Source organism: Cognatilysobacter tabacisoli, assembly GCF_003586305.1.
Lineage (GTDB): Bacteria > Pseudomonadota > Gammaproteobacteria > Xanthomonadales > Xanthomonadaceae > Cognatilysobacter_A > Cognatilysobacter_A tabacisoli.
Genome location: NZ_QXJI01000004.1, coordinates 112,577 through 128,848, shown reverse-complemented (window position 1 = coordinate 128,848; position 16,272 = coordinate 112,577). Strand labels below are relative to the sequence as shown.

Here is a 16,272-nt window from a genome sequence, read left to right as displayed (position 1 = left end):
CTGTCACGCCCCGTTCGCGACGACGCACCGGTAATCGTCTGCACCCGTTGCCGATCCGGAGCCGACCATGACCCGCCTGCCTGCCGCGCTCGTGCTGGCCACCTCGCTGGCGCTGCTGTGCGCCCCCGCCGCCGCGCAGACGATCCCGCCGCCGGAAACGCCGGTCTCGACCACGTCCGCGCCGAGCACCGACGTCGACACCCCGACCACCGCCGAATCGCCGGCGACCGTGACCGCGGACGACCGTGCGTTCCTGACCCGCGCGCTCGGCGACAGCGAACGCGCGCTTGCGGCGGTCGAACTGGCGCGCGAGCAGGCCGACGCGGTCGACGTGCGCGAGCTCGCCGGCCAGATCGGCAGCGACCTCGCCGCTTTGAACACCCGGCTGGCCCAGACCGGCGCCGGCGACCCGCCCGCCGCGGAGGCGGCGACGCGCGCGCGGCTGCAGTCGCTGTCCAGCGCCAGCGGCGCCGCGTTCGACCGGCAGTGGCTCGACCACATGGTCGCCGTGCACGCGCAGGTGATCACCGACTTCGAGCGCGAGGCCGCCAACGCCAGGTCGACCACGGTGCGCGACTTCGCCAGCGCCACGCTGCCGACGCTGCGCGGCCACGTCGACAAGCTCAACGCGCTGCGCGCGAAACTGATCGCCGAAACGCTGTAGCGTCGCGCCTCACCACGACGCACGACCCCGGCCCGCTCGCGCGGGCCGAAGCGCGGCGGCTCAGCGCTTCAGCCAGCGGGCGATGCGCTCGTATACCTGCGCGTTCGACAGCAGGTCGAAGTGGTTCACCCCGTGCGCGACCCAGCGGCGCTGCCGCGGAATGCGCAGGTCCAGCGCCGGATCAGCGTGCTGGCCCAGCGCGCTGTCGACCGGCACCAGCCCGTCGCCGACCAGGTGGTGCACCTCGTGCTCGGCCGCGGCCTGCGGCAGCGTCGTCGACGCGATCGCGTACGCGCGCACGGCCGGCGGCAGCGGCAGCGGCTTGCCGACGTCGTCGAGCACGCCGTGGCGCAGGTCCTGAATGCCGGCGCTGCGCAGCTTCGCCAGCCGCGCGAACGGCGCGCTGTACGGGCTGAGCCCGATCAATCGCTCCGCCCAGCGCCCGGCGCGCTCCAGCGGCGCGCCGTGGTGCGGCGTGCCGAGGAACACCGCGCGGATCGGCAGGGTGGACCAGCGCAGGCGCCTGGCGAATGCGTGATCGAGCGCATTGCGCGTGACCAGCCCGCCCATGCTGTGGCACAGCAGCGTGACCTCCTGCACCGGCACCGGCCACGCCTTCAGCAGGCGCTCGAGGAGCCGTGCGAACTCGCGACCGTTCGCCGCCAGCGGGCGGCCGGTGTTGTAGTGCAGCTGCACCGCGGTGCGCGCCAGGTCGCGTTCGAGCGCCAGGCCGTGGTCGTGGCCGCCGGCGGTCCACTGCAGGTCGTTCATGCACAGTCCGTGCACCTGCACCACGACCTTGCCGGTCGCGTGCGGCAGGCGCGCGGCCAGCGCGCGCCGCGACAGCGGCAGCGGCACGCCGTCGCGGCGCAGCTGCATGCGGATCGCCAGCGGGTTGCCGCTGGCCTCGAGGTGGTCGCCGAGCACGCCGTTGATCGCCGAGCGCAGCGCCTCGCGGCGCGGCGTCGAGCGCGCTTCGCCGAGCAGCGGCGCGATGCCGGCCAGCGAGCGGTCGACGCCGTGGCCGACCAGCCGCGCGACGCCGTGCACGCTGCGGTAGACCAGGCGGCTGACGCCGCGCGTCTTGCGCGGCGCGGGGCGCCCGATCCACGCCGGCGCGTGCAGCACCGCGGCGTGCATCGATTCGACCAGGCCGGCGACGCCGGTGACGCCGTCGACGGCGAGGCGGCCCAGTCCACGCAGGTCATCGGCCACGCGCTGGGGCGGAAGGGAGGCGGTGTGCGAAGTCGTCATGGGGCGATCATTGCAGAACCCGGTGCATGCCACGTCACGGCGTACCGCCGAGCGCCTCGACAGGCGTACCGCGTTCGCTCACGCCCCGCTCGCGAGCCTGAACTGTTGCGCGGGGTTCAGCGCGCGCTGCGCTCGCCTTCACCGGCCGGCCCGTAGCGTGCGTCGCACACCTCGACGAAGGAGCACTTCGCCATGAACCGGATGACCCGCCTCACCCCGATCGCCGCCGTGCTGGCCACGCTCGCGTTTGCCGCGAGCCCCGCGCTGGCCGGCGACGGCAAGGGCCACAAGGGACACAAGGGCCACCACGGCAAGGGCCCGCACGCCGCCGCCATGAAGGGCGACAACGGCCTGCACCTGGGCTGGTACAAGCAGCAGTACAAGCGCGGCGACCGCGTGGTGTGGACGAACATCGACGAGCGCTACTACGTCGACGATTACCGCGCCTACCAGCTGACGACGCCGCCGGCCGGCTACCGCTGGGTGCGCCCGATGGACGACCGCTACCTGCTGGTCAACATCGCCACCGGCGTGATCGCCAACGCGCTCGGCTACTGACGCGAAACCACGGGCACGCGGGTCGACGGACCCGCGCAGCCGCCGCTTCACCGCGCGGACCCTCCCCCTGCGCACCGAAGGCCCCTCCCGGGGCCTTCGTCTTGTCTGGCACTGGAACGATGTTGACCCCCGCTACGGCGCGCGGCTGTAGAGGTCGATGATCTCGCCGATCGCGTCGCTGCACACGTCGCAGAACGTTTCGCTGCGGGTGAACATCAGGCACTCCAGCTGCGGGCGGTAGTACCCGGTCGCCGAGTAGTTGGCGCCCTGGAACGCACCGACCGCGTCGCGGTGCGGCGCATGGGCGAACAGCCGCGCGGTGAAGTCGCGCTCCTCACGCAACAGCGCGCTCATCTCGGACTCCGGCCGGCGCTCGGCGCGAAGCTGCGCGCGCCGCGCCTGGTACTGCTTCTGGTACGCCTCGAACCGCCCCTTGGGCCACGGCGTCGGCACCGGCGTGGCGGCATCCACGCGCCACTTCGGCCGCGCCGGATCGAGCAGCGCGGTCACGTTCGGCTCCCACGGCTCGACCGTCGGCGTGTCGGCCGCGGCGTAGGCGACCGGCGAGGTGTAGTACTCGTCGGCCAGCCCGGCGAAGTGGTGGCCAAACTCGTGCACGAACAGGTAGTTGCGCCAGTCGTTGTTGGCCGCGACGGTACTGAACTGGCCGAAGATCCCACCGCCGCCGTAGGTCTCGCCGTTGACCATGATCTCGACGAACTCGTACGGCGCGTGCTGCGCCAGCTCGCGGAACGCGCGGTTGTCGAGGGTCAGGATGTAGCGCTCGCTGCCGAAGATGTCGTAGCGCGCGCCGGTCGACGTCGCGCGCTGCACGCCGGTCGACGGCCGGCTGATGCCGGACTCCGGCACCGGCCGCGCCAGCGCCCACACGTTGAAGTCGGCCGCGCGCTCCTTGAACGGCGACACGCTGAACAGGTAGTCGGACAGCTCGCGCGCCCGCGCCTCGAACGCACCCAGCTCCGCCGCGGTGTAGCCGTCGCCGAGCAGCAGCAGGTCGACCTTGTCGGCCGGGTCGCCGCTGGTGCGGATCGCGATGGGCTTGACCGCCGCCGGCACGCCGCGCTCGACGTCGAGCGCCTTCGGATCGACCGTCACCGACCACTGCGGCGCGAACGCGTTGGCGGCGTCGCGGCCGAACACGGTCACCCGCACCGGCGCGTCCGGCATCGGGAAGCGCAGCGACTCCTGGAAGCTGCGCTGCAGGCCCTTGGCCTCGTCGGTCGTGCGCCATTCGCCGAACACCGTCGAGTAGCCACGCGAGTACAGCACCCGGCCGCTGGCCGCGTCGGCCACCTCGAACTTCTGGCTGCCGCGGTTGGTCGTGTCGATCGCGCGCTGCGGGTGGCCCGGCCACGGCAGCGGCTCGACCACGACCCGCTCGAGCGCGTAGTGCTCCGCGGTCGCGTCACCGCCGTGCTGCAGGTCGACGCGCAGCGTCGCCGGCGGCGCGGCCAGCGCACCGGCGCTGCACAGCGCCAGCAGCGCGGCGAGCAGGAACTGGAAACGGGTCATGCGGTGCTCCGGCCGTCGAGAAACTCATCCGAGCCTAGCAGCGGCGCCGGCGGCGGTCGCCTTCCGCGGCTCCGGCACTTGCCGGCGGCCGCCGCGGGCCGCACCGTGGCCGGGCCACGCGCGGCTGCGCCGCGCGGGCACGCCAGTCCATAGGGGGACACCATGCTGAAGCTCCATCCGCGCGCGCGGATCGCCGCGCCGCGCGCCGCACTCGCGCTCGCACTGCTCACCGCCTGCGCCACGCCGGCCGCGCTCGCCGCCGACGTCACCCCGGGCACCTACATGCTCGAAGGCGGCAGCTACACGATCGACGTCCAGCGCGACGGCGACGGGCTGGTGGTCGTCGAGCCGAACAAGCGCTCGCCGTACGCGCGCATCGACGACGACGAGTTCCACTTCTACAACGACAACACCCAGACCAACTACGGCATCCGCTACCTCGATGCGCGCACGATCGAGGCGTTCAAGCCCGATGTGCCGGGCAACGTCGGCTCGCGGCTGGTGCTGATGTCCGGCGGCGCCGATGCGATCGTCGAGTCGGCCGAAAGCGGACGCTGGGAGGCACTGGCCGAGTCCTACGCCGCGCGCATCGAGACCGACTCGGCCAACGTGCAGGTGTGGGCCGCGTGCGCCGGCGTGGCAATGAAGCGCAGCACGTCGACCGAAGCCGACGCCGATGCCTACGCGCGGCAGATGGCGCAGATGCTGCAGCAGATGATGCCGGCCGGCAGCGCCTCGCCGTGCGCCGACGTCATGCCCGATCGCGTCTGGCGCTGACCGACCGCGCCATCGGCTGACGACGCGGCGGGCCGGCAGTGCCGGCCCGCCCGCGTTCTCGGGCTCGCCGCCGCGCGTGCACGCCCGGCGCGCGACAATGCGCCCGACGCACCCGACCCCGAGGCCCGCCATGTGCTACTCCGCGTTGGTCCGCGCCGAGTTCCGCAAGTACCAGCGCGAGTTCGGCGCGGTGATGGACCTGAAGTCGTACGTGCAGCGGTACTGGATCGACCGCGACCGCGACCCGTACCGGCGCCCGCGCACGCCGCGCGCGATGGACCTGGACCTGCTGCGCGAGGGCCCGCCGGAGCTGGCCGAGCTGGTGCGCGCGTGGGACGAGGCCGACGCGTCGCGGCTGGAGCAGGAGCTGTTCGCCCAGACCCGACGCCGCGCCGACGCCGAGCGCAGCCTGCAGGCGAAGACGACGAAGAAGGCGCAGGAGGACCTGCGCATCTCCGGCAACAAGATCGCGCAGATCAAGGCGCAGCTGGCCGACCTGCGCCGCAGCGAGCCGCTGCCGCGCGATTCGCGGATCTTTCCCGGCAGCTTCGTGCCGGTGATGGCGGTCGAGGACGGCCGCAAGGTGGTGCGGCCGATGCGCTACCAGTGCCGCATGCCCGGCTGGACCGAGGCCACCGAGCGCAAGTACCCGGGCACCTACAACGCGCGCCGCGACAAGCTGGAGAAGAGCTGGGGCGCGCTGTTCGGCCACAGCCACGGCGTGGTGCTGGCCACCGCGTTCTACGAGCACGTGCAGCGCGACGGCCGCGACGTGGTGCTGGAGTTCGCCCCGCAGGACCACCGCGAGATGGTGATCGCGTGCCTGTGGTCGCGCACGGTCGAGCGGGACGGCAGCGAGCTGCTGTCGTTCGCCGCGATCACCGACGAGCCGCCGCCCGAGGTCGCCGCCGCCGGACACGACCGCTGCATCATCCCGATCCGCCGCGAGCACGTCGACGCATGGCTGCAGCCGGACCCGCTCGACCTCGCGTCGCTGTACGCGATCCTCGACGACCGCGAGCGGCCGTACTACGAGCACCGGCTGGCGGCGTAGGTCTGCGGCCCGAGCGCGCGCCGCGCCGCATCGGCGCCCGTTACGGAGTCATCCGATCCCACGAACGAAGAGAGCCGGCATTCGCCGGCTCCCTCGCTTGCATCGATCCGCGGCGCGCGCAGCGCGCAGCCGTCACGAGGACGGGCGAACCACGCTCTTCAGGCTCGCCTTGGCCTTTTCCTTGGCGACGATGGCCTGCGCCTCGGACGACGCCTTCCACTGCTCGTACTGCTCGTCCAAGCTCGCGCGCTCCTCGGCCGAGAACATGCTGCGCGCCATCTTGAACATGGTCTTCTCTTCCTCGCCGGCGTGGTGGTCGACGAACTCCCCGAACACCTTCACCCGGCCGGCGAACGCCGGCGAATCGACTTCCGCGGCGTGCACGTCCGGGATCACGGTCTGCTCGACCGCGTGGTGCTCGGCGACGGCCTCGGCATGGGTCTGCAGCCCGTCGCGATCGGCACGCTCCTTGAACGCGGGATAGAACACCAGCTCCTCCCACTTCGCGTGCGGGATCAGCGCGTCCTCGATGTCCTCGAGCAGCTCGCCGCGGGTCTTGACGGCGCGATCGGTGGTGTCATTGATCTTGTCGAACAGCGCGCGGACTTTCTCGTGTTCGGTCTGCAGCGTCTTCAGGATGTCGCGCGCCATGGTGTTGTTCCTTGTGTGGGGTGGTGGCGTATCGGAGGGGAGGCGCGGCTGCGAATGCGATGCGGCCGCTGCACTGAATGGGGCTGCACTGGGTGGGCAGCGCGGCGTCGGACGCACACGCGTTCAGGCGCCAAAACGCACCGGGAGCCCGAAGGCTCCCGGCGCCAGGCCGCGTCAGCGGTTGCCTGCGTCGCGATCGTCGCGCTGCGGGGAATCCTTGCGGGTCTGATCCTGGCCCTGCTCGGTCTTCTTGTTGCCCTGCTGGCCCTGGTCCTGGTTCTTGCCCGGCATGTCGCGCTTGGTCTGATCGTTCTGGCTCGGATGGTTCGGCGTATGTGCCACGGTGGGTCTCCTTCGTTTGCTCCGACTCATCGTCGGACGATCAGAGTGGACCGCGTGCCATTAGGCGAGCGTGACCCGCGCGCGAAGAACGCGCTCACGAAGCCCACTGCTTCATGTTCGTCGTCGCATCGTGCGCATTCATGGTCGCATCCGTCGACGCACACGCGGCACGCATGCGCATGCACGCGCAGGCACACGCGCGTGGGCGCGCCGGCGCGGCGCTCGCGCTCGTTTCACGCCGGCCATGACGGCCCGCCGCCGACACTGCGCGCATGAACGACCTCGTCGATGCGCCCGGCATTGCCGCACACGCCCACGCCGCACACGCCGTCCCCGCATCGACGACGCCGTCACGCGATGAACCGTCGCGAACCGCGCGGCTGCGCGCGTGGATCACCGCCTCGCCGTGGCGCGCGGCCGCCCTCGCGCTCGCCGTGCCGCTGCTGCTGTTCGCCTGGCTGAGCTGGGCGCTGCCGCTGTCGAAGGCGCTCGACCCGCTGCCGGAGGCCACGCTGGTGCTGCTCGACAGCGAGGGCACGCCGTTCGCGCGGCGCGGCGCGCTGAAGGAGGCGCCGGTCGATGCGCGCGCGCTGCCGGCGCACGTGCGCGACGCGGTGCTGGCGATCGAGGACCGCCGCTTCTACCAGCATTCCGGCATAGACCTGCGCGCCGTCGCGCGCGCGGCGCGGCACAACGCGCAGGCCGGCCAGATCGAACAGGGCGGCAGCACGATCACCCAGCAGCTGGCCAAGACCTCGTTCCTGCCGGCCGAACGCACGTTCCGGCGCAAAGCGCAGGAGGCGCTGATCGCGTGGTGGCTGGAGGCGCGCCTGAGCAAGGACGAGATCCTGTCGCGCTACCTGAGCAGCATCTACTTCGGCGACGGCGTGTACGGCCTGCGCGCCGCCGCGCGGCACTACTTCGACCGCGCCCCGGAGGACCTCGACCTCGGCGAGGCGGCGATGCTCGCCGGCATGATCAAGGCGCCGTCGACGCTGGCGCCGACCGACAACCTCGACGGCGCCCGCAAACGCGCGCGCGTGGTGCTGCAGGCGATGGTCGACGCCGGCGCGATCACCGAGGCCGAAGCGCGCGACGCGCGCCCGGCGCGGCTGCGCAACGGCCGGGCGGCGCTGCCGGTCGGTTCGTACTTCGCCGACTGGGTGTCGCCGCAGGCCAAGGCCGCGTTCGACGCCGCCTACGGCGAGGTGGCGGTGCCGACCACGCTCGACCCGCGGCTCCAGGCGCTGGCCGAGCGCGTGGTCCGCGACGGCCTGCGCCGCGGCGCGCGCGACGGCGTCGGCCAGGCCGCGCTGGTGGCGATGCGCACCAACGGCGAGGTCGTCGCGATGGTCGGCGGCGGCGACTACGCCGACAGCGCCTTCAACCGCGTCACCCAGGCGCAGCGGCAGCCGGGCTCGACGTTCAAGCTGTTCGTGTACCTGGCGGCGCTGCGCGACGGGCTGACGCCGGAGTCGATCGTCGAGGATGCGCCGATCACGCTGGGCGACTGGACCCCGCGCAACCACGGCGACGCCTACGCCGGGCCGATGCCGCTGCGGCAGGCGTTCGCGCAGTCGAGCAATGTCGCGTCGGCGCGGCTGGTCGACCGGGTCGGACCGGACGCCGTGATCCGCGCCGCGCGCGACCTCGGCATCCAGAGTGAGTTGAAGGACGACCCGATGCTCGCGCTCGGCGTGTCCGAGACCAACCTGCTCGAGCTGACCGCCGCGTACGCCGCGCTCGGTGCGCCGACCGCGCCGGTGCGCCCGCGGGGCCTGCAACGAACGGGCGAAGACGACGAGCCGGGCGACGCCGTGCTCGAGGACCACGAGCGCGTCGCCCTGCTCGAGCTGCTCGGCGCCGCGGTCAACGAAGGCACCGGGCGCGCCGCGCGGCTGTCGGTGCCGGCGTTCGGCAAGACCGGCACCACGCAGGACTACCGCGACGCGTGGTTCATCGGCCTGGCCGGCGACCTCGCCGTCGGCGTGTGGGTCGGCAACGACGACAACGCGCCGATGCAGCGCGTCACCGGCGGCGCGCTGCCGGCGCGGATGTGGTCGCAGTTCACCGCGCCGGCGCTCGGCGCCCGCGCGCTCGGCGCGCCGCGCGACGACGGCTACCGGAATGCGCCACCGGCGTCGCGCTGGCAGTCGTGGCGGCAGCGCTGGTTCGGCGGGCGCGGCAAGGGGAAGGGCAAGAAGCACAGGCGCTAGAGCAACCCCCAAGACCGGCGCGGACCTCTGAAGCACCGGCGCTAGCGGGCCCGCCGCAGCAGGCGCGGACCGCTGTCGCGAGAAAGGGCGCAGAGGCGCCCTTTCCGATGCAACGTCCGGAATCGCGGGAGGTCAGTGCCCGCCGCTGCCCGCGCCCTCGTGCTGCTTGCGGCCGGGGCCGCCGTCGTCGCTGGCGCCGCCCTTGCCCGGGCCGCCCTCGCGGTTCTTGTCGCCCTCGCCGCCGCCGGGCTTGGCTTCGCCGCGCTCGCGGCCGCCGCTGCGGTCGTTGTCGTTCTCGGCGCGCTTGCCGCTGCCACTCTCGCTGCCGCTGCGGCCTTCGCCGCTGCCGCGGTTGTCGTCGCCTTCGCGCTGCTGGCGCTCGCCCTGGTTCTTCAACCCACCGTCGCCGCCGTTGTTGCCGGCGCGCGGCGCGTCGTTCTCCTTGCGCCCGCCGCCCGGGTTGTTGCCCGTGCCGCCTTCGCCCTTGTGCTGGCCTTCGTGCTGCTTGTTGCTGGTCATGTGCGCGTCCTCGCTGGTTGCGGTTCGGACAACCGACGCTAGGCACTGATGCGTGACTGACTCGTCAGCAAAAAGCTTGGTGCGCATTCACTTCCGTGACGCCCGTGCGCGGCATCGAATGCCGCGCACGGGACCCACCCCGATCACGTCGTTTACAGCATCCAGCCCGGCCACTTGCTCGCTTCCGCCTTTGCACCGGCGTGCATCAGGCAGCGCACCCACTGCTCACGGTCGGCCGCTTGGCCCGGCTCGGCCAGGAACGTCTCGATGTTCTTGCGCGCGATCGCCGCGTCGTAGCCGGTGCGGCGGTAGTGCTTGGTCAGCCCAAGTCGATGCCGCGTGCTGCCGTTGCGGTGATACGGCGACGCGTACCCGGAGCCGAGCTGCACGCCGTCGATGCGCGCTTCGCAGGCACTCGCCGCCTCGGCATCCATCGCCAGCACCGGCTGCTTGGTCGCACGGCCCGGGTGCAGCGCGACCAGTGCCGCGTGCGCGCGGTGGTCGGTGGTGGAGCCGACGTTGATCTCGTCGTACATCACCTCCTCGCCCGGGCCGGTGTCCTCGAACGAACCGGGCATGACGTAGCTGTCCGGATCGGGATCGTGGGTGTGCCCCGACAGCCACAGGTTGTGCCCGTCCGACAGCATCAGGTCGCCCGGCCGACCCGAGTAGTAGCGCGTCCACGACAGGTCCGCCGTCGGGTAGTGGCTGGCGATCACGCGCGTGCGCGCCGGCGACGGGCCGAGCGCCTTCTCGATCCACGCGTTCTGGCCGCCGGCCTCCCAGCCCATCGACCCGCGCGCGCCAGCGAACTCGGCGATGTCGACGCCGTCGATGCGCGGCTGCCGCACCACGTCGGTGTAGTCGGACGTGTCGGCCAGAACCAGCTGCGTCGGATGGCCGCCCGCGTTCCATTCGATCACCGCGGCGTAGTAGCAGGCCTGTTCCTGCTGCAGGGCTTCGCCGGCCTTGCAGCCGGCGCCGTCCGTCGCGTTGACATGGTCGAGGCTGTCCGCATAGCGCACGAAACGCGCGTCGCGCGACGCGAAACGCTGCCACGACGCGCGGTTGAACGCCGCGGTCCGGGCGATGAGCTCGGCCTTGGTCACGTAGCCGCCGCCGGCGCACGCCTTCGTGCGCATCGACGCGGCCGCCTGGTTGCCGGTGGCGAGGTAGTCGTGGTTGCCGACGACGAAGAACACCGGCTTGCCGGCCTGCGTGCGGATGCGCTCGAGCTGCGCGAAGAACGGCTCGATCTCGTCGTCGCAGCCGCTGTTGGCGCCGTCGCCGAGGTACAGCAGGACGTCGGGCTGCGTCGCGAGCAGGTCCTCGGCGAGGCAGCCCAGGTGCTCGCCGGCCAGCACCTCCTGCGCCGACGTGCGCACGGCGACGTTGACGGCGAGGTCGGCGATCTGCGAGCGGAACAGGTAGTTGCTGGTCGCCTTCGGCGAGGTCAGCTGCGTGTCGGCGAGCAGCCCGATCCGCATCAGCGGCGGCCCGGCATCGGCCTTGGTGATCGCGCCCTGCGGCGCACAGCCCACTCCCAGCACCGCGGCCAGCGCCGCGGCGATCCGGATACATCCCTTCATGAAGCCCCCTGTCGGTCCTTGTGGTGTTGACGGCACCGGCGCATTGCGACCGGCGCCCGGGCACCATCGTTGCGATGCGGCCACGGTGCAAGGGGTCGCCCGCCGCAACGCATGGAGGAGGCCGCCCGCGAACGCGTGGCGGCCGTGGTGCCTCGGTTCAGCGCGATTCCAGTCGCCGGATGGTCAGCACCGCGCCGGCCGACGTGGGCTTGAGCTGAAAGCGGAACGTGCCCGGCGCCGCGACCTGAAGGCGGACGTTGCCACCGTGAGGCACCAGCGACAGATCGCCGACAGGCTCCTCGACGACGGTCGTGCCGATCAGGCCGAAGTCGGCTGCCCGCCAGTCCTCGGACCCGATCTTCAGCTGATGCTCGCCCGCATCGAGCGACAGATCGGCCACTACCGAGCCGTCTGTCGCCGGAAGCAGCGGCGCCGCGGTGCTCCAGCCGTTCATCGACCCGCGAACGAACAGCGGCACCGTGAGCGGATCGGTCGATGGACCCGCGCTGCGCGCCAGCGCGATCGGAGGTCCGCCCTCGATGATGCGGAAGCCCGTCGGCGCGCCGTCCGGCGCGCGGTCGAAGTCGACGACGATGCCGCTCACGGAGGTTCTGAAACGATTCGCGGACAGGGCGATCAGTCGCTCCGGCTCGGGTCCGCCGGTCTGGGCGAAGAGACTGCCTTCGCGCTGGTCCAGGTAGACCGACAGGCCGCCGCCTTCATAGCGACCGACCAGCGACGCGAGGGCCGATTCGGGCAGGCGCATTTCGACCGTCGGCTTGCTGGCCAGTTCGTCCCAACCGTAGTCGGTGGCGATCGCGCGCACGATCTCGTCGGCCAAGCGCTTGCCCGCACCATTGGTGAGGACGACCACGCCTTCGCCTTTCTCCACATAGGCCACCATCGTCGACTGGAAGCCCTCGTTGACGCCGTCGTGGCCGAAGCGCCGCGTTGCGCCGCTGCCGGTCAATGCAGGGCCGAGACCCCAACTCCCCTGCACCGGCGTGAGCATGGCCGTCGCCATCGCCGGCGACAGTACGTGCGCCGGTCGCCCGTTGGCGGCAGCCTGCAGGTCGATCATCAGGCGGGCGAGATCGCCTGCCGTCGTCCACAGGCCGGCCGGCCCCAGCTCCGGATACACGTGGTGGCCGCCGGGGATCACCTTTCCATCGGAATGCGCCTTGGCGATGTTCGTAGCAAGCGCTCCCGCGGGCGGCTGGGCGAACGCGCTGTGCCGCATGCCGACCCCACGGAAGATCTCGTCCTCGGCGAGGCGGCCGAAAGGCTTGCCGGCCACGTCCTCCATCGCGACCTGTGCCATGACGTAGCCGCCTCCGGAGTAGCGCCATTCGGCGCCCGGCGCCGTCGTCACCCGGACCGCTTCGGTATTCGCCGGCGGCTGTCCGCTCAACACCTGGACGGCGGTCGGGACCTGAGCGCCGACCCGGTAGCCGGGAAATCCGTGCACGTTCAGTCCGGCGGTGTGGCTGAGCAATTGTCGCAGGGTGACGGGGGCCGCTGCGCTCGCCCCGGCGTCGGGCAATCGCCAGGCGCGCAGGTACGCGTTGATGTCGCGGTCCAGTCCGATCCGCCCTTGATCGGCCATGCGCAGGGCGAGTGCGCCAGTGACGAGCTTGCTGATGGACGCGGCCTGGAACGCCGTGTCCGGGGTCACCGGCTCGCAGCTGTCGGCGTCGCGAACGCCCCAGCCCCGCGCCCAGTCCAGCTTGCCCTGATGGACGACGGCGACACTGATGCCCGGCACCCCATACGCCTGCATGCGGTCGAGCAGGCGCAGTGGCGGTGCACCGGCCTCGATGACCGCGGGGAAGACGTTCTGCTCGATGAAGCGCGTATGCGCGTTGACGACGCCGCCAGCGCTCGCCGGTGGGCTGGGGCATGCGGCGACGGCGGCGGCCGTGGACATCACACCCGAGCAGCACAGAACCACGACGAGAAGCGACTTGCGCGGGGTGCGCCGGTGCCGGCGTATGAAGTCCATTGTTCCTCTCAGGGGCATCGAGTGATTGCTGGAGAAGAAGGGAATGGGATCGGCGGGTCAAGCGACGTTGGTGCGATTGCGACGACCGCGCCGCTGTGATCCGGCACATGCCTGGATGAATCGACTTACCGGTTCTGGTGGTGTTGGGGGCACCGGCGCATTGCGACCGGCGCCCGGGCACCATCGTTGCAATGTCGCCGTGCGGCAAGCAAGGACCGACGGGCAGCCATAGGAATTTTCCTACCCACCAGCGCGCCGTTGCCCGACTGACGCGCCCAGCGAACTCCGCGAACCTTGCCGGGCCCCGCCAGCCGGCGGGTGCATCCCTTCAAGGAACGAGGAGTTGCCATGCAGAACCTGATTTCGCTGAACCTGTCCGCGCAGGACCTGACCGACCTGGACGCGGCGATCGTGACGATCCAGCGGGTGTTCGCCCCGCTGGTCACGCTGCAGGCCGACGAGGTGCGCGGGCTGGCCAAGATGGGCGAGAAGTCCGAGGCGTTCTGCCGGCAGACGCTCAACGTGCTGGCCGCCAACCCCCAGATCGTCCCGCCGAGCCTGAGCCTGGCCGAGGCGCAGGCCGATCTGGTCGCGCTCGACGCCCTGCGCCCGCGGCTGCTGCAGCTGCGCCAGCTGGCCGAGCGCGGCAGCGACACCGAGATCGCGCTCGGCGCCGACCTGATGGCCACCGCGCTGGAGGGCTACGCCCTGCTCGGCGTGTCCGGCAAGGGCGAAAGCCTCAAGGCCGCGCGCCGCGAGCTGTCGTCGCGGTTCGCCAAGTCGCCGCGCAACGGCGCGCCGCCGGCAGCGGGGACTGACCCGGCGTAACGCTGTTCCGTACCAGTCAACGCCCGGCGGATGGAGACCGTTCCATCCGTCGGGCGTCTGCATTTCTGGAGCCTGCGGCCGCGTGACGCGGCAACAACTCCGATGTCGGCCGGACCTGAACGGGCACCCGTTCTGCGATTAAGATCACAAAGCCGGGGCTGGGGAGCCTGCCGGTACCGACGCTGCAATTGAGCCTGGGACACCGCTTCCGAGCGGGGCAGACGTGCGCGCGGGTTGATCCTTCAATCAAGGAAATGACGATGAGACAACTGATTCGCCTGCTCTGCGGGATGTTGGCGCTTGCCGCCGTGACCACTGGCGCTCACGCGCAGCCGTTCCTGGTCGGCACGCAGACCGCCCGCGTGGGCGCGTGCTACGACGGGGTAGCCAACCGCACGTACGACCTTCTGGAAGTGCGGCGGTTCTACTCGAACCAGTACTCGGACAAGGTCGCCGCCCTCGGCGCGCCCTCTCCGTTCCCCGGCGGCCAGCCGGAAATCATCAACGCGATGCCCGACCCGTCCGGCATCCACCTGCTGGCGGTGCAGTCGGCCATTAACGGCGTGCAGTTCTGGATCGCGCGCAACGGCGCCTTCGTCAGCATCTCGCAGGCCGGTGTCCGGCAGTTCGGCACCTGCAATTTCCATCCGATGTTCGCGGCGCAGTTTCCGATGCCGCAGCCCGTTACCTGGACGAACAACGCGACCTACACGTTTGGATTCGCTCCGCAGAATGTAGGCGCGCCAGGCACTTTCGGCGCGCCGCGCACGTTGCCGGCCAAGCTGTTCGACGAGGGCCTGTACGTCGGCCAGCCGTTGCTCGTCGCGCCGGCACTAGCCAGCACCTGCTTGAGCAGCGCCGCGGGCGACAGCTCGGCGTTCTATCGCTGCGTTCTCGGATCCACTCTCGGCCAGCGCGAGCGCGCAGCGCTGGAATGCTCGCAGTCGTCGTCGTCCCCGCAGGAAGCCACGCTGTGCCTGCTTGCACAGAACATGGGCGGCAACGAACGCGCCAATCTAGAGAAGGTGCGCCAGTGCTACGCCCAGTACGGCGAGCGTTGGGACCAGTACCCGCTGTGTCTGGCCGGCGACCAGGTCGACCCCAACGTGATGAACCTCGTCAGCTGCGCCCGTACCCACCTGCAGTCCGGGCGCCAGCCCGACTACTGGACGCTGGGCTACTGCGCCGTCGGCGACAAGCTGCTGGCCGGGCTCAACCCGAATGCCGAGTCGTCCGTGGCCATCAATTGCGCCATCGCCACCCAAGGCAACCCGAAGGCGTTCGCGATCTGCACCGGAGGCACGCTGCTGGCCAATGAGCTGGACAAGTGCCTGACCGACGGCGTAGGCGACAACGGCTGCTTTGGCAAGAACAACACCCTGACCCAGGCCTACGAACGCGTCGACGAGGAACTCGCCGCTGCACTGGGCAAGAGCAACCCGGCCTACACCGCATGGCGGGCCGCCCGCCTCGCGTCCGACCCGGCGGCGATGGCCCGCGCGGTGAAAGACGTCGACCGCGAGCTCAACCGCGCCGCGGACAACATCAGCAACGAGGCCGCGCGGGCGGCCGAGCGCGCCGGCAATCTGGTGGCCGACGTGATGCCGCGCGTCACCATCGGAAAGAAGTGCGCGAAGGTCTGGGGCAAGAAGATGTGCCTGTGATCACCCTCGAATCGGAGAAGCCCATGTCCACGTTCCGCATCGCTGCCGCGGTACTTGCTGTCGCCCTGTCGGGCTGCGCCACGGTGGCGACCCCGCCACCGGCCCCGGCCGTCGTGTACGAACTGAATCTCTGTGGCCCCGGCAACACCAATTGCCAGGTCGTCAGCGAGCACCCGTCCTCGGGCAGCTGTGAAGCAGCGCGCAAGGCCTACTTGAAAGAGCACGCCGGCGCGAACGTCGGCTGCATGAAGCGGGCGTACTAGCCCAGGCCGACCGGCTCGGCCGACCCCGCGTTGGGGCCGGCCGACCGTTCTAAACCCAGCGCCCGGCGGATGGAGACCGTTCCATCCGTCGGGCGTTTTTGCGTCTGGCGGGGGGATTGGGCCCGGCGATGAGTGTTCGCCGGGCGCCGGCGGGTGATTTACAGGCACCGATGAGCAATTTCCGGGCACCGGTGAGTGAACTTCAGACGGCGATGACTGGAATTCGGGCGGCGGCGACTGATTGGTGGAGGCCGGTGACTGATTGGGAGGCGTCGGCGCCTGAAGTTTGGGCGGCGGCGTCTGGCTGGCGGTGGGCCGCCCGTCCTGATCAGGCACTGCCGGCTGGTTTTCAGTTGAC

The 16,272-nt window shown here is 71.2% G+C and carries 15 protein-coding genes; 8 read left to right on the top strand and 7 right to left on the bottom strand.

The window, feature by feature from the left end:
• Positions 1 to 67: 67 nt before the first annotated feature.
• Positions 68 to 664, top strand: coding sequence for a DUF4142 domain-containing protein (locus D3A60_RS13040; protein WP_119719210.1), 597 nt, complete (start codon positions 68 to 70; stop codon positions 662 to 664).
• 60 nt (positions 665 to 724) lie between these two features.
• Here D3A60_RS13040 and D3A60_RS13035 read toward each other — a convergent pair whose 3' ends face one another.
• Positions 725 to 1,918: an esterase/lipase family protein gene (locus tag D3A60_RS13035; RefSeq protein ID WP_119719209.1), complete on the bottom strand. Its 1,194-nt coding sequence runs from the start codon at positions 1,916 to 1,918 to the stop codon at positions 725 to 727.
• Between the two features lie 192 nt (positions 1,919 to 2,110).
• Between D3A60_RS13035 and D3A60_RS13030 the strand changes: the two genes are divergently transcribed.
• The gene (locus D3A60_RS13030; protein WP_119719208.1) at positions 2,111 to 2,476 is read left to right on the top strand and encodes an RcnB family protein; all 366 of its coding nucleotides are present in this window, start codon (positions 2,111 to 2,113) and stop codon (positions 2,474 to 2,476) included.
• Between the two features lie 132 nt (positions 2,477 to 2,608).
• Here D3A60_RS13030 and D3A60_RS13025 read toward each other — a convergent pair whose 3' ends face one another.
• Complete coding sequence (locus D3A60_RS13025; RefSeq protein WP_119719207.1) at positions 2,609 to 4,009, bottom strand: M64 family metallopeptidase; 1,401 nt, start codon at positions 4,007 to 4,009, stop codon at positions 2,609 to 2,611.
• A 162-nt stretch (positions 4,010 to 4,171) separates the two neighbouring features.
• Here D3A60_RS13025 and D3A60_RS13020 point away from each other — a divergent pair, with 162 nt between their 5' ends.
• Both D3A60_RS13020 and D3A60_RS13015 read left to right on the top strand, forming a co-directional pair.
• Positions 4,172 to 4,786 carry a hypothetical protein gene (locus D3A60_RS13020; RefSeq protein ID WP_119719206.1) on the top strand — a complete coding sequence of 205 codons (615 nt, stop codon included), beginning with the start codon at positions 4,172 to 4,174 and terminating at the stop codon, positions 4,784 to 4,786.
• Between the two features lie 130 nt (positions 4,787 to 4,916).
• Entirely contained in the window at positions 4,917 to 5,840 is a 924-nt protein-coding gene (locus D3A60_RS13015; RefSeq protein ID WP_119719205.1) for an SOS response-associated peptidase family protein, read from the top strand.
• Between the two features lie 132 nt (positions 5,841 to 5,972).
• On the opposite strand, the gene D3A60_RS13010 is transcribed toward D3A60_RS13015, so the two are convergent.
• Positions 5,973 to 6,491 (bottom strand): hemerythrin domain-containing protein, encoded by a 519-nt coding sequence (locus D3A60_RS13010; RefSeq protein ID WP_119719204.1) that lies wholly within the window; start codon positions 6,489 to 6,491, stop codon positions 5,973 to 5,975.
• 174 nt (positions 6,492 to 6,665) lie between these two features.
• Positions 6,666 to 6,833, bottom strand: a complete 168-nt coding sequence (locus D3A60_RS14575) for a hypothetical protein (RefSeq protein WP_157981483.1) — start codon at positions 6,831 to 6,833, stop codon at positions 6,666 to 6,668.
• Positions 6,834 to 7,105: 272 nt separating this feature from the next.
• Between D3A60_RS14575 and D3A60_RS13005 the strand changes: the two genes are divergently transcribed.
• Complete coding sequence (locus tag D3A60_RS13005; protein ID WP_119719203.1) at positions 7,106 to 9,049, top strand: transglycosylase domain-containing protein; 1,944 nt, start codon at positions 7,106 to 7,108, stop codon at positions 9,047 to 9,049.
• Between the two features lie 132 nt (positions 9,050 to 9,181).
• Here the strand turns inward: D3A60_RS13005 and D3A60_RS13000 are convergent, their stop codons facing one another.
• The 3 genes from D3A60_RS13000 to D3A60_RS12990 all read right to left on the bottom strand — a co-directional run bounded on the left by D3A60_RS13000 (position 9,182) and on the right by D3A60_RS12990 (position 13,159).
• Complete coding sequence (locus tag D3A60_RS13000; RefSeq protein WP_119719202.1) at positions 9,182 to 9,568, bottom strand: hypothetical protein; 387 nt, start codon at positions 9,566 to 9,568, stop codon at positions 9,182 to 9,184.
• Positions 9,569 to 9,720: 152 nt separating this feature from the next.
• A complete protein-coding gene (locus D3A60_RS12995; protein ID WP_119719201.1) occupies positions 9,721 to 11,157 on the bottom strand; it encodes a metallophosphoesterase family protein in 1,437 nt (478 codons plus the stop codon).
• Positions 11,158 to 11,314: 157 nt separating this feature from the next.
• On the bottom strand, positions 11,315 to 13,159 hold the full coding sequence (locus D3A60_RS12990; RefSeq protein WP_196778747.1) for a serine hydrolase: 1,845 nt from the start codon (positions 13,157 to 13,159) through the stop codon (positions 11,315 to 11,317).
• 348 nt (positions 13,160 to 13,507) lie between these two features.
• On the opposite strand from D3A60_RS12990, the gene D3A60_RS12985 reads away from it, so the two are divergent.
• The 3 genes from D3A60_RS12985 to D3A60_RS12975 all read left to right on the top strand — a co-directional run bounded on the left by D3A60_RS12985 (position 13,508) and on the right by D3A60_RS12975 (position 15,914).
• Positions 13,508 to 13,987 carry a hypothetical protein gene (locus tag D3A60_RS12985; protein WP_119719199.1) on the top strand — a complete coding sequence of 160 codons (480 nt, stop codon included), beginning with the start codon at positions 13,508 to 13,510 and terminating at the stop codon, positions 13,985 to 13,987.
• Positions 13,988 to 14,175: 188 nt separating this feature from the next.
• Complete coding sequence (locus D3A60_RS12980) at positions 14,176 to 15,651, top strand: hypothetical protein (RefSeq protein WP_157981482.1); 1,476 nt, start codon at positions 14,176 to 14,178, stop codon at positions 15,649 to 15,651.
• The gene (locus tag D3A60_RS12975; RefSeq protein ID WP_119719197.1) at positions 15,648 to 15,914 is read left to right on the top strand and encodes a hypothetical protein; all 267 of its coding nucleotides are present in this window, start codon (positions 15,648 to 15,650) and stop codon (positions 15,912 to 15,914) included. Before D3A60_RS12980 ends, D3A60_RS12975 begins: the two co-directional genes overlap by 4 nt.
• Positions 15,915 to 16,272 lie beyond the last annotated feature (358 nt).

Coding starts and splice junctions, on each gene's coding strand:
- D3A60_RS13040 (WP_119719210.1), top strand. CDS start 68: ATGACCCGCCTGCCTGCCGCGCTCGTGCTGGCCACCTCGCTGGCGCTG.
- D3A60_RS13035 (WP_119719209.1), bottom strand. CDS start 1,918: ATGACGACTTCGCACACCGCCTCCCTTCCGCCCCAGCGCGTGGCCGAT.
- D3A60_RS13030 (WP_119719208.1), top strand. CDS start 2,111: ATGAACCGGATGACCCGCCTCACCCCGATCGCCGCCGTGCTGGCCACG.
- D3A60_RS13025 (WP_119719207.1), bottom strand. CDS start 4,009: ATGACCCGTTTCCAGTTCCTGCTCGCCGCGCTGCTGGCGCTGTGCAGC.
- D3A60_RS13020 (WP_119719206.1), top strand. CDS start 4,172: ATGCTGAAGCTCCATCCGCGCGCGCGGATCGCCGCGCCGCGCGCCGCA.
- D3A60_RS13015 (WP_119719205.1), top strand. CDS start 4,917: ATGTGCTACTCCGCGTTGGTCCGCGCCGAGTTCCGCAAGTACCAGCGC.
- D3A60_RS13010 (WP_119719204.1), bottom strand. CDS start 6,491: ATGGCGCGCGACATCCTGAAGACGCTGCAGACCGAACACGAGAAAGTC.
- D3A60_RS13005 (WP_119719203.1), top strand. CDS start 7,106: ATGAACGACCTCGTCGATGCGCCCGGCATTGCCGCACACGCCCACGCC.
- D3A60_RS13000 (WP_119719202.1), bottom strand. CDS start 9,568: ATGACCAGCAACAAGCAGCACGAAGGCCAGCACAAGGGCGAAGGCGGC.
- D3A60_RS12995 (WP_119719201.1), bottom strand. CDS start 11,157: ATGAAGGGATGTATCCGGATCGCCGCGGCGCTGGCCGCGGTGCTGGGA.
- D3A60_RS12990 (WP_196778747.1), bottom strand. CDS start 13,159: ATGGACTTCATACGCCGGCACCGGCGCACCCCGCGCAAGTCGCTTCTC.
- D3A60_RS12985 (WP_119719199.1), top strand. CDS start 13,508: ATGCAGAACCTGATTTCGCTGAACCTGTCCGCGCAGGACCTGACCGAC.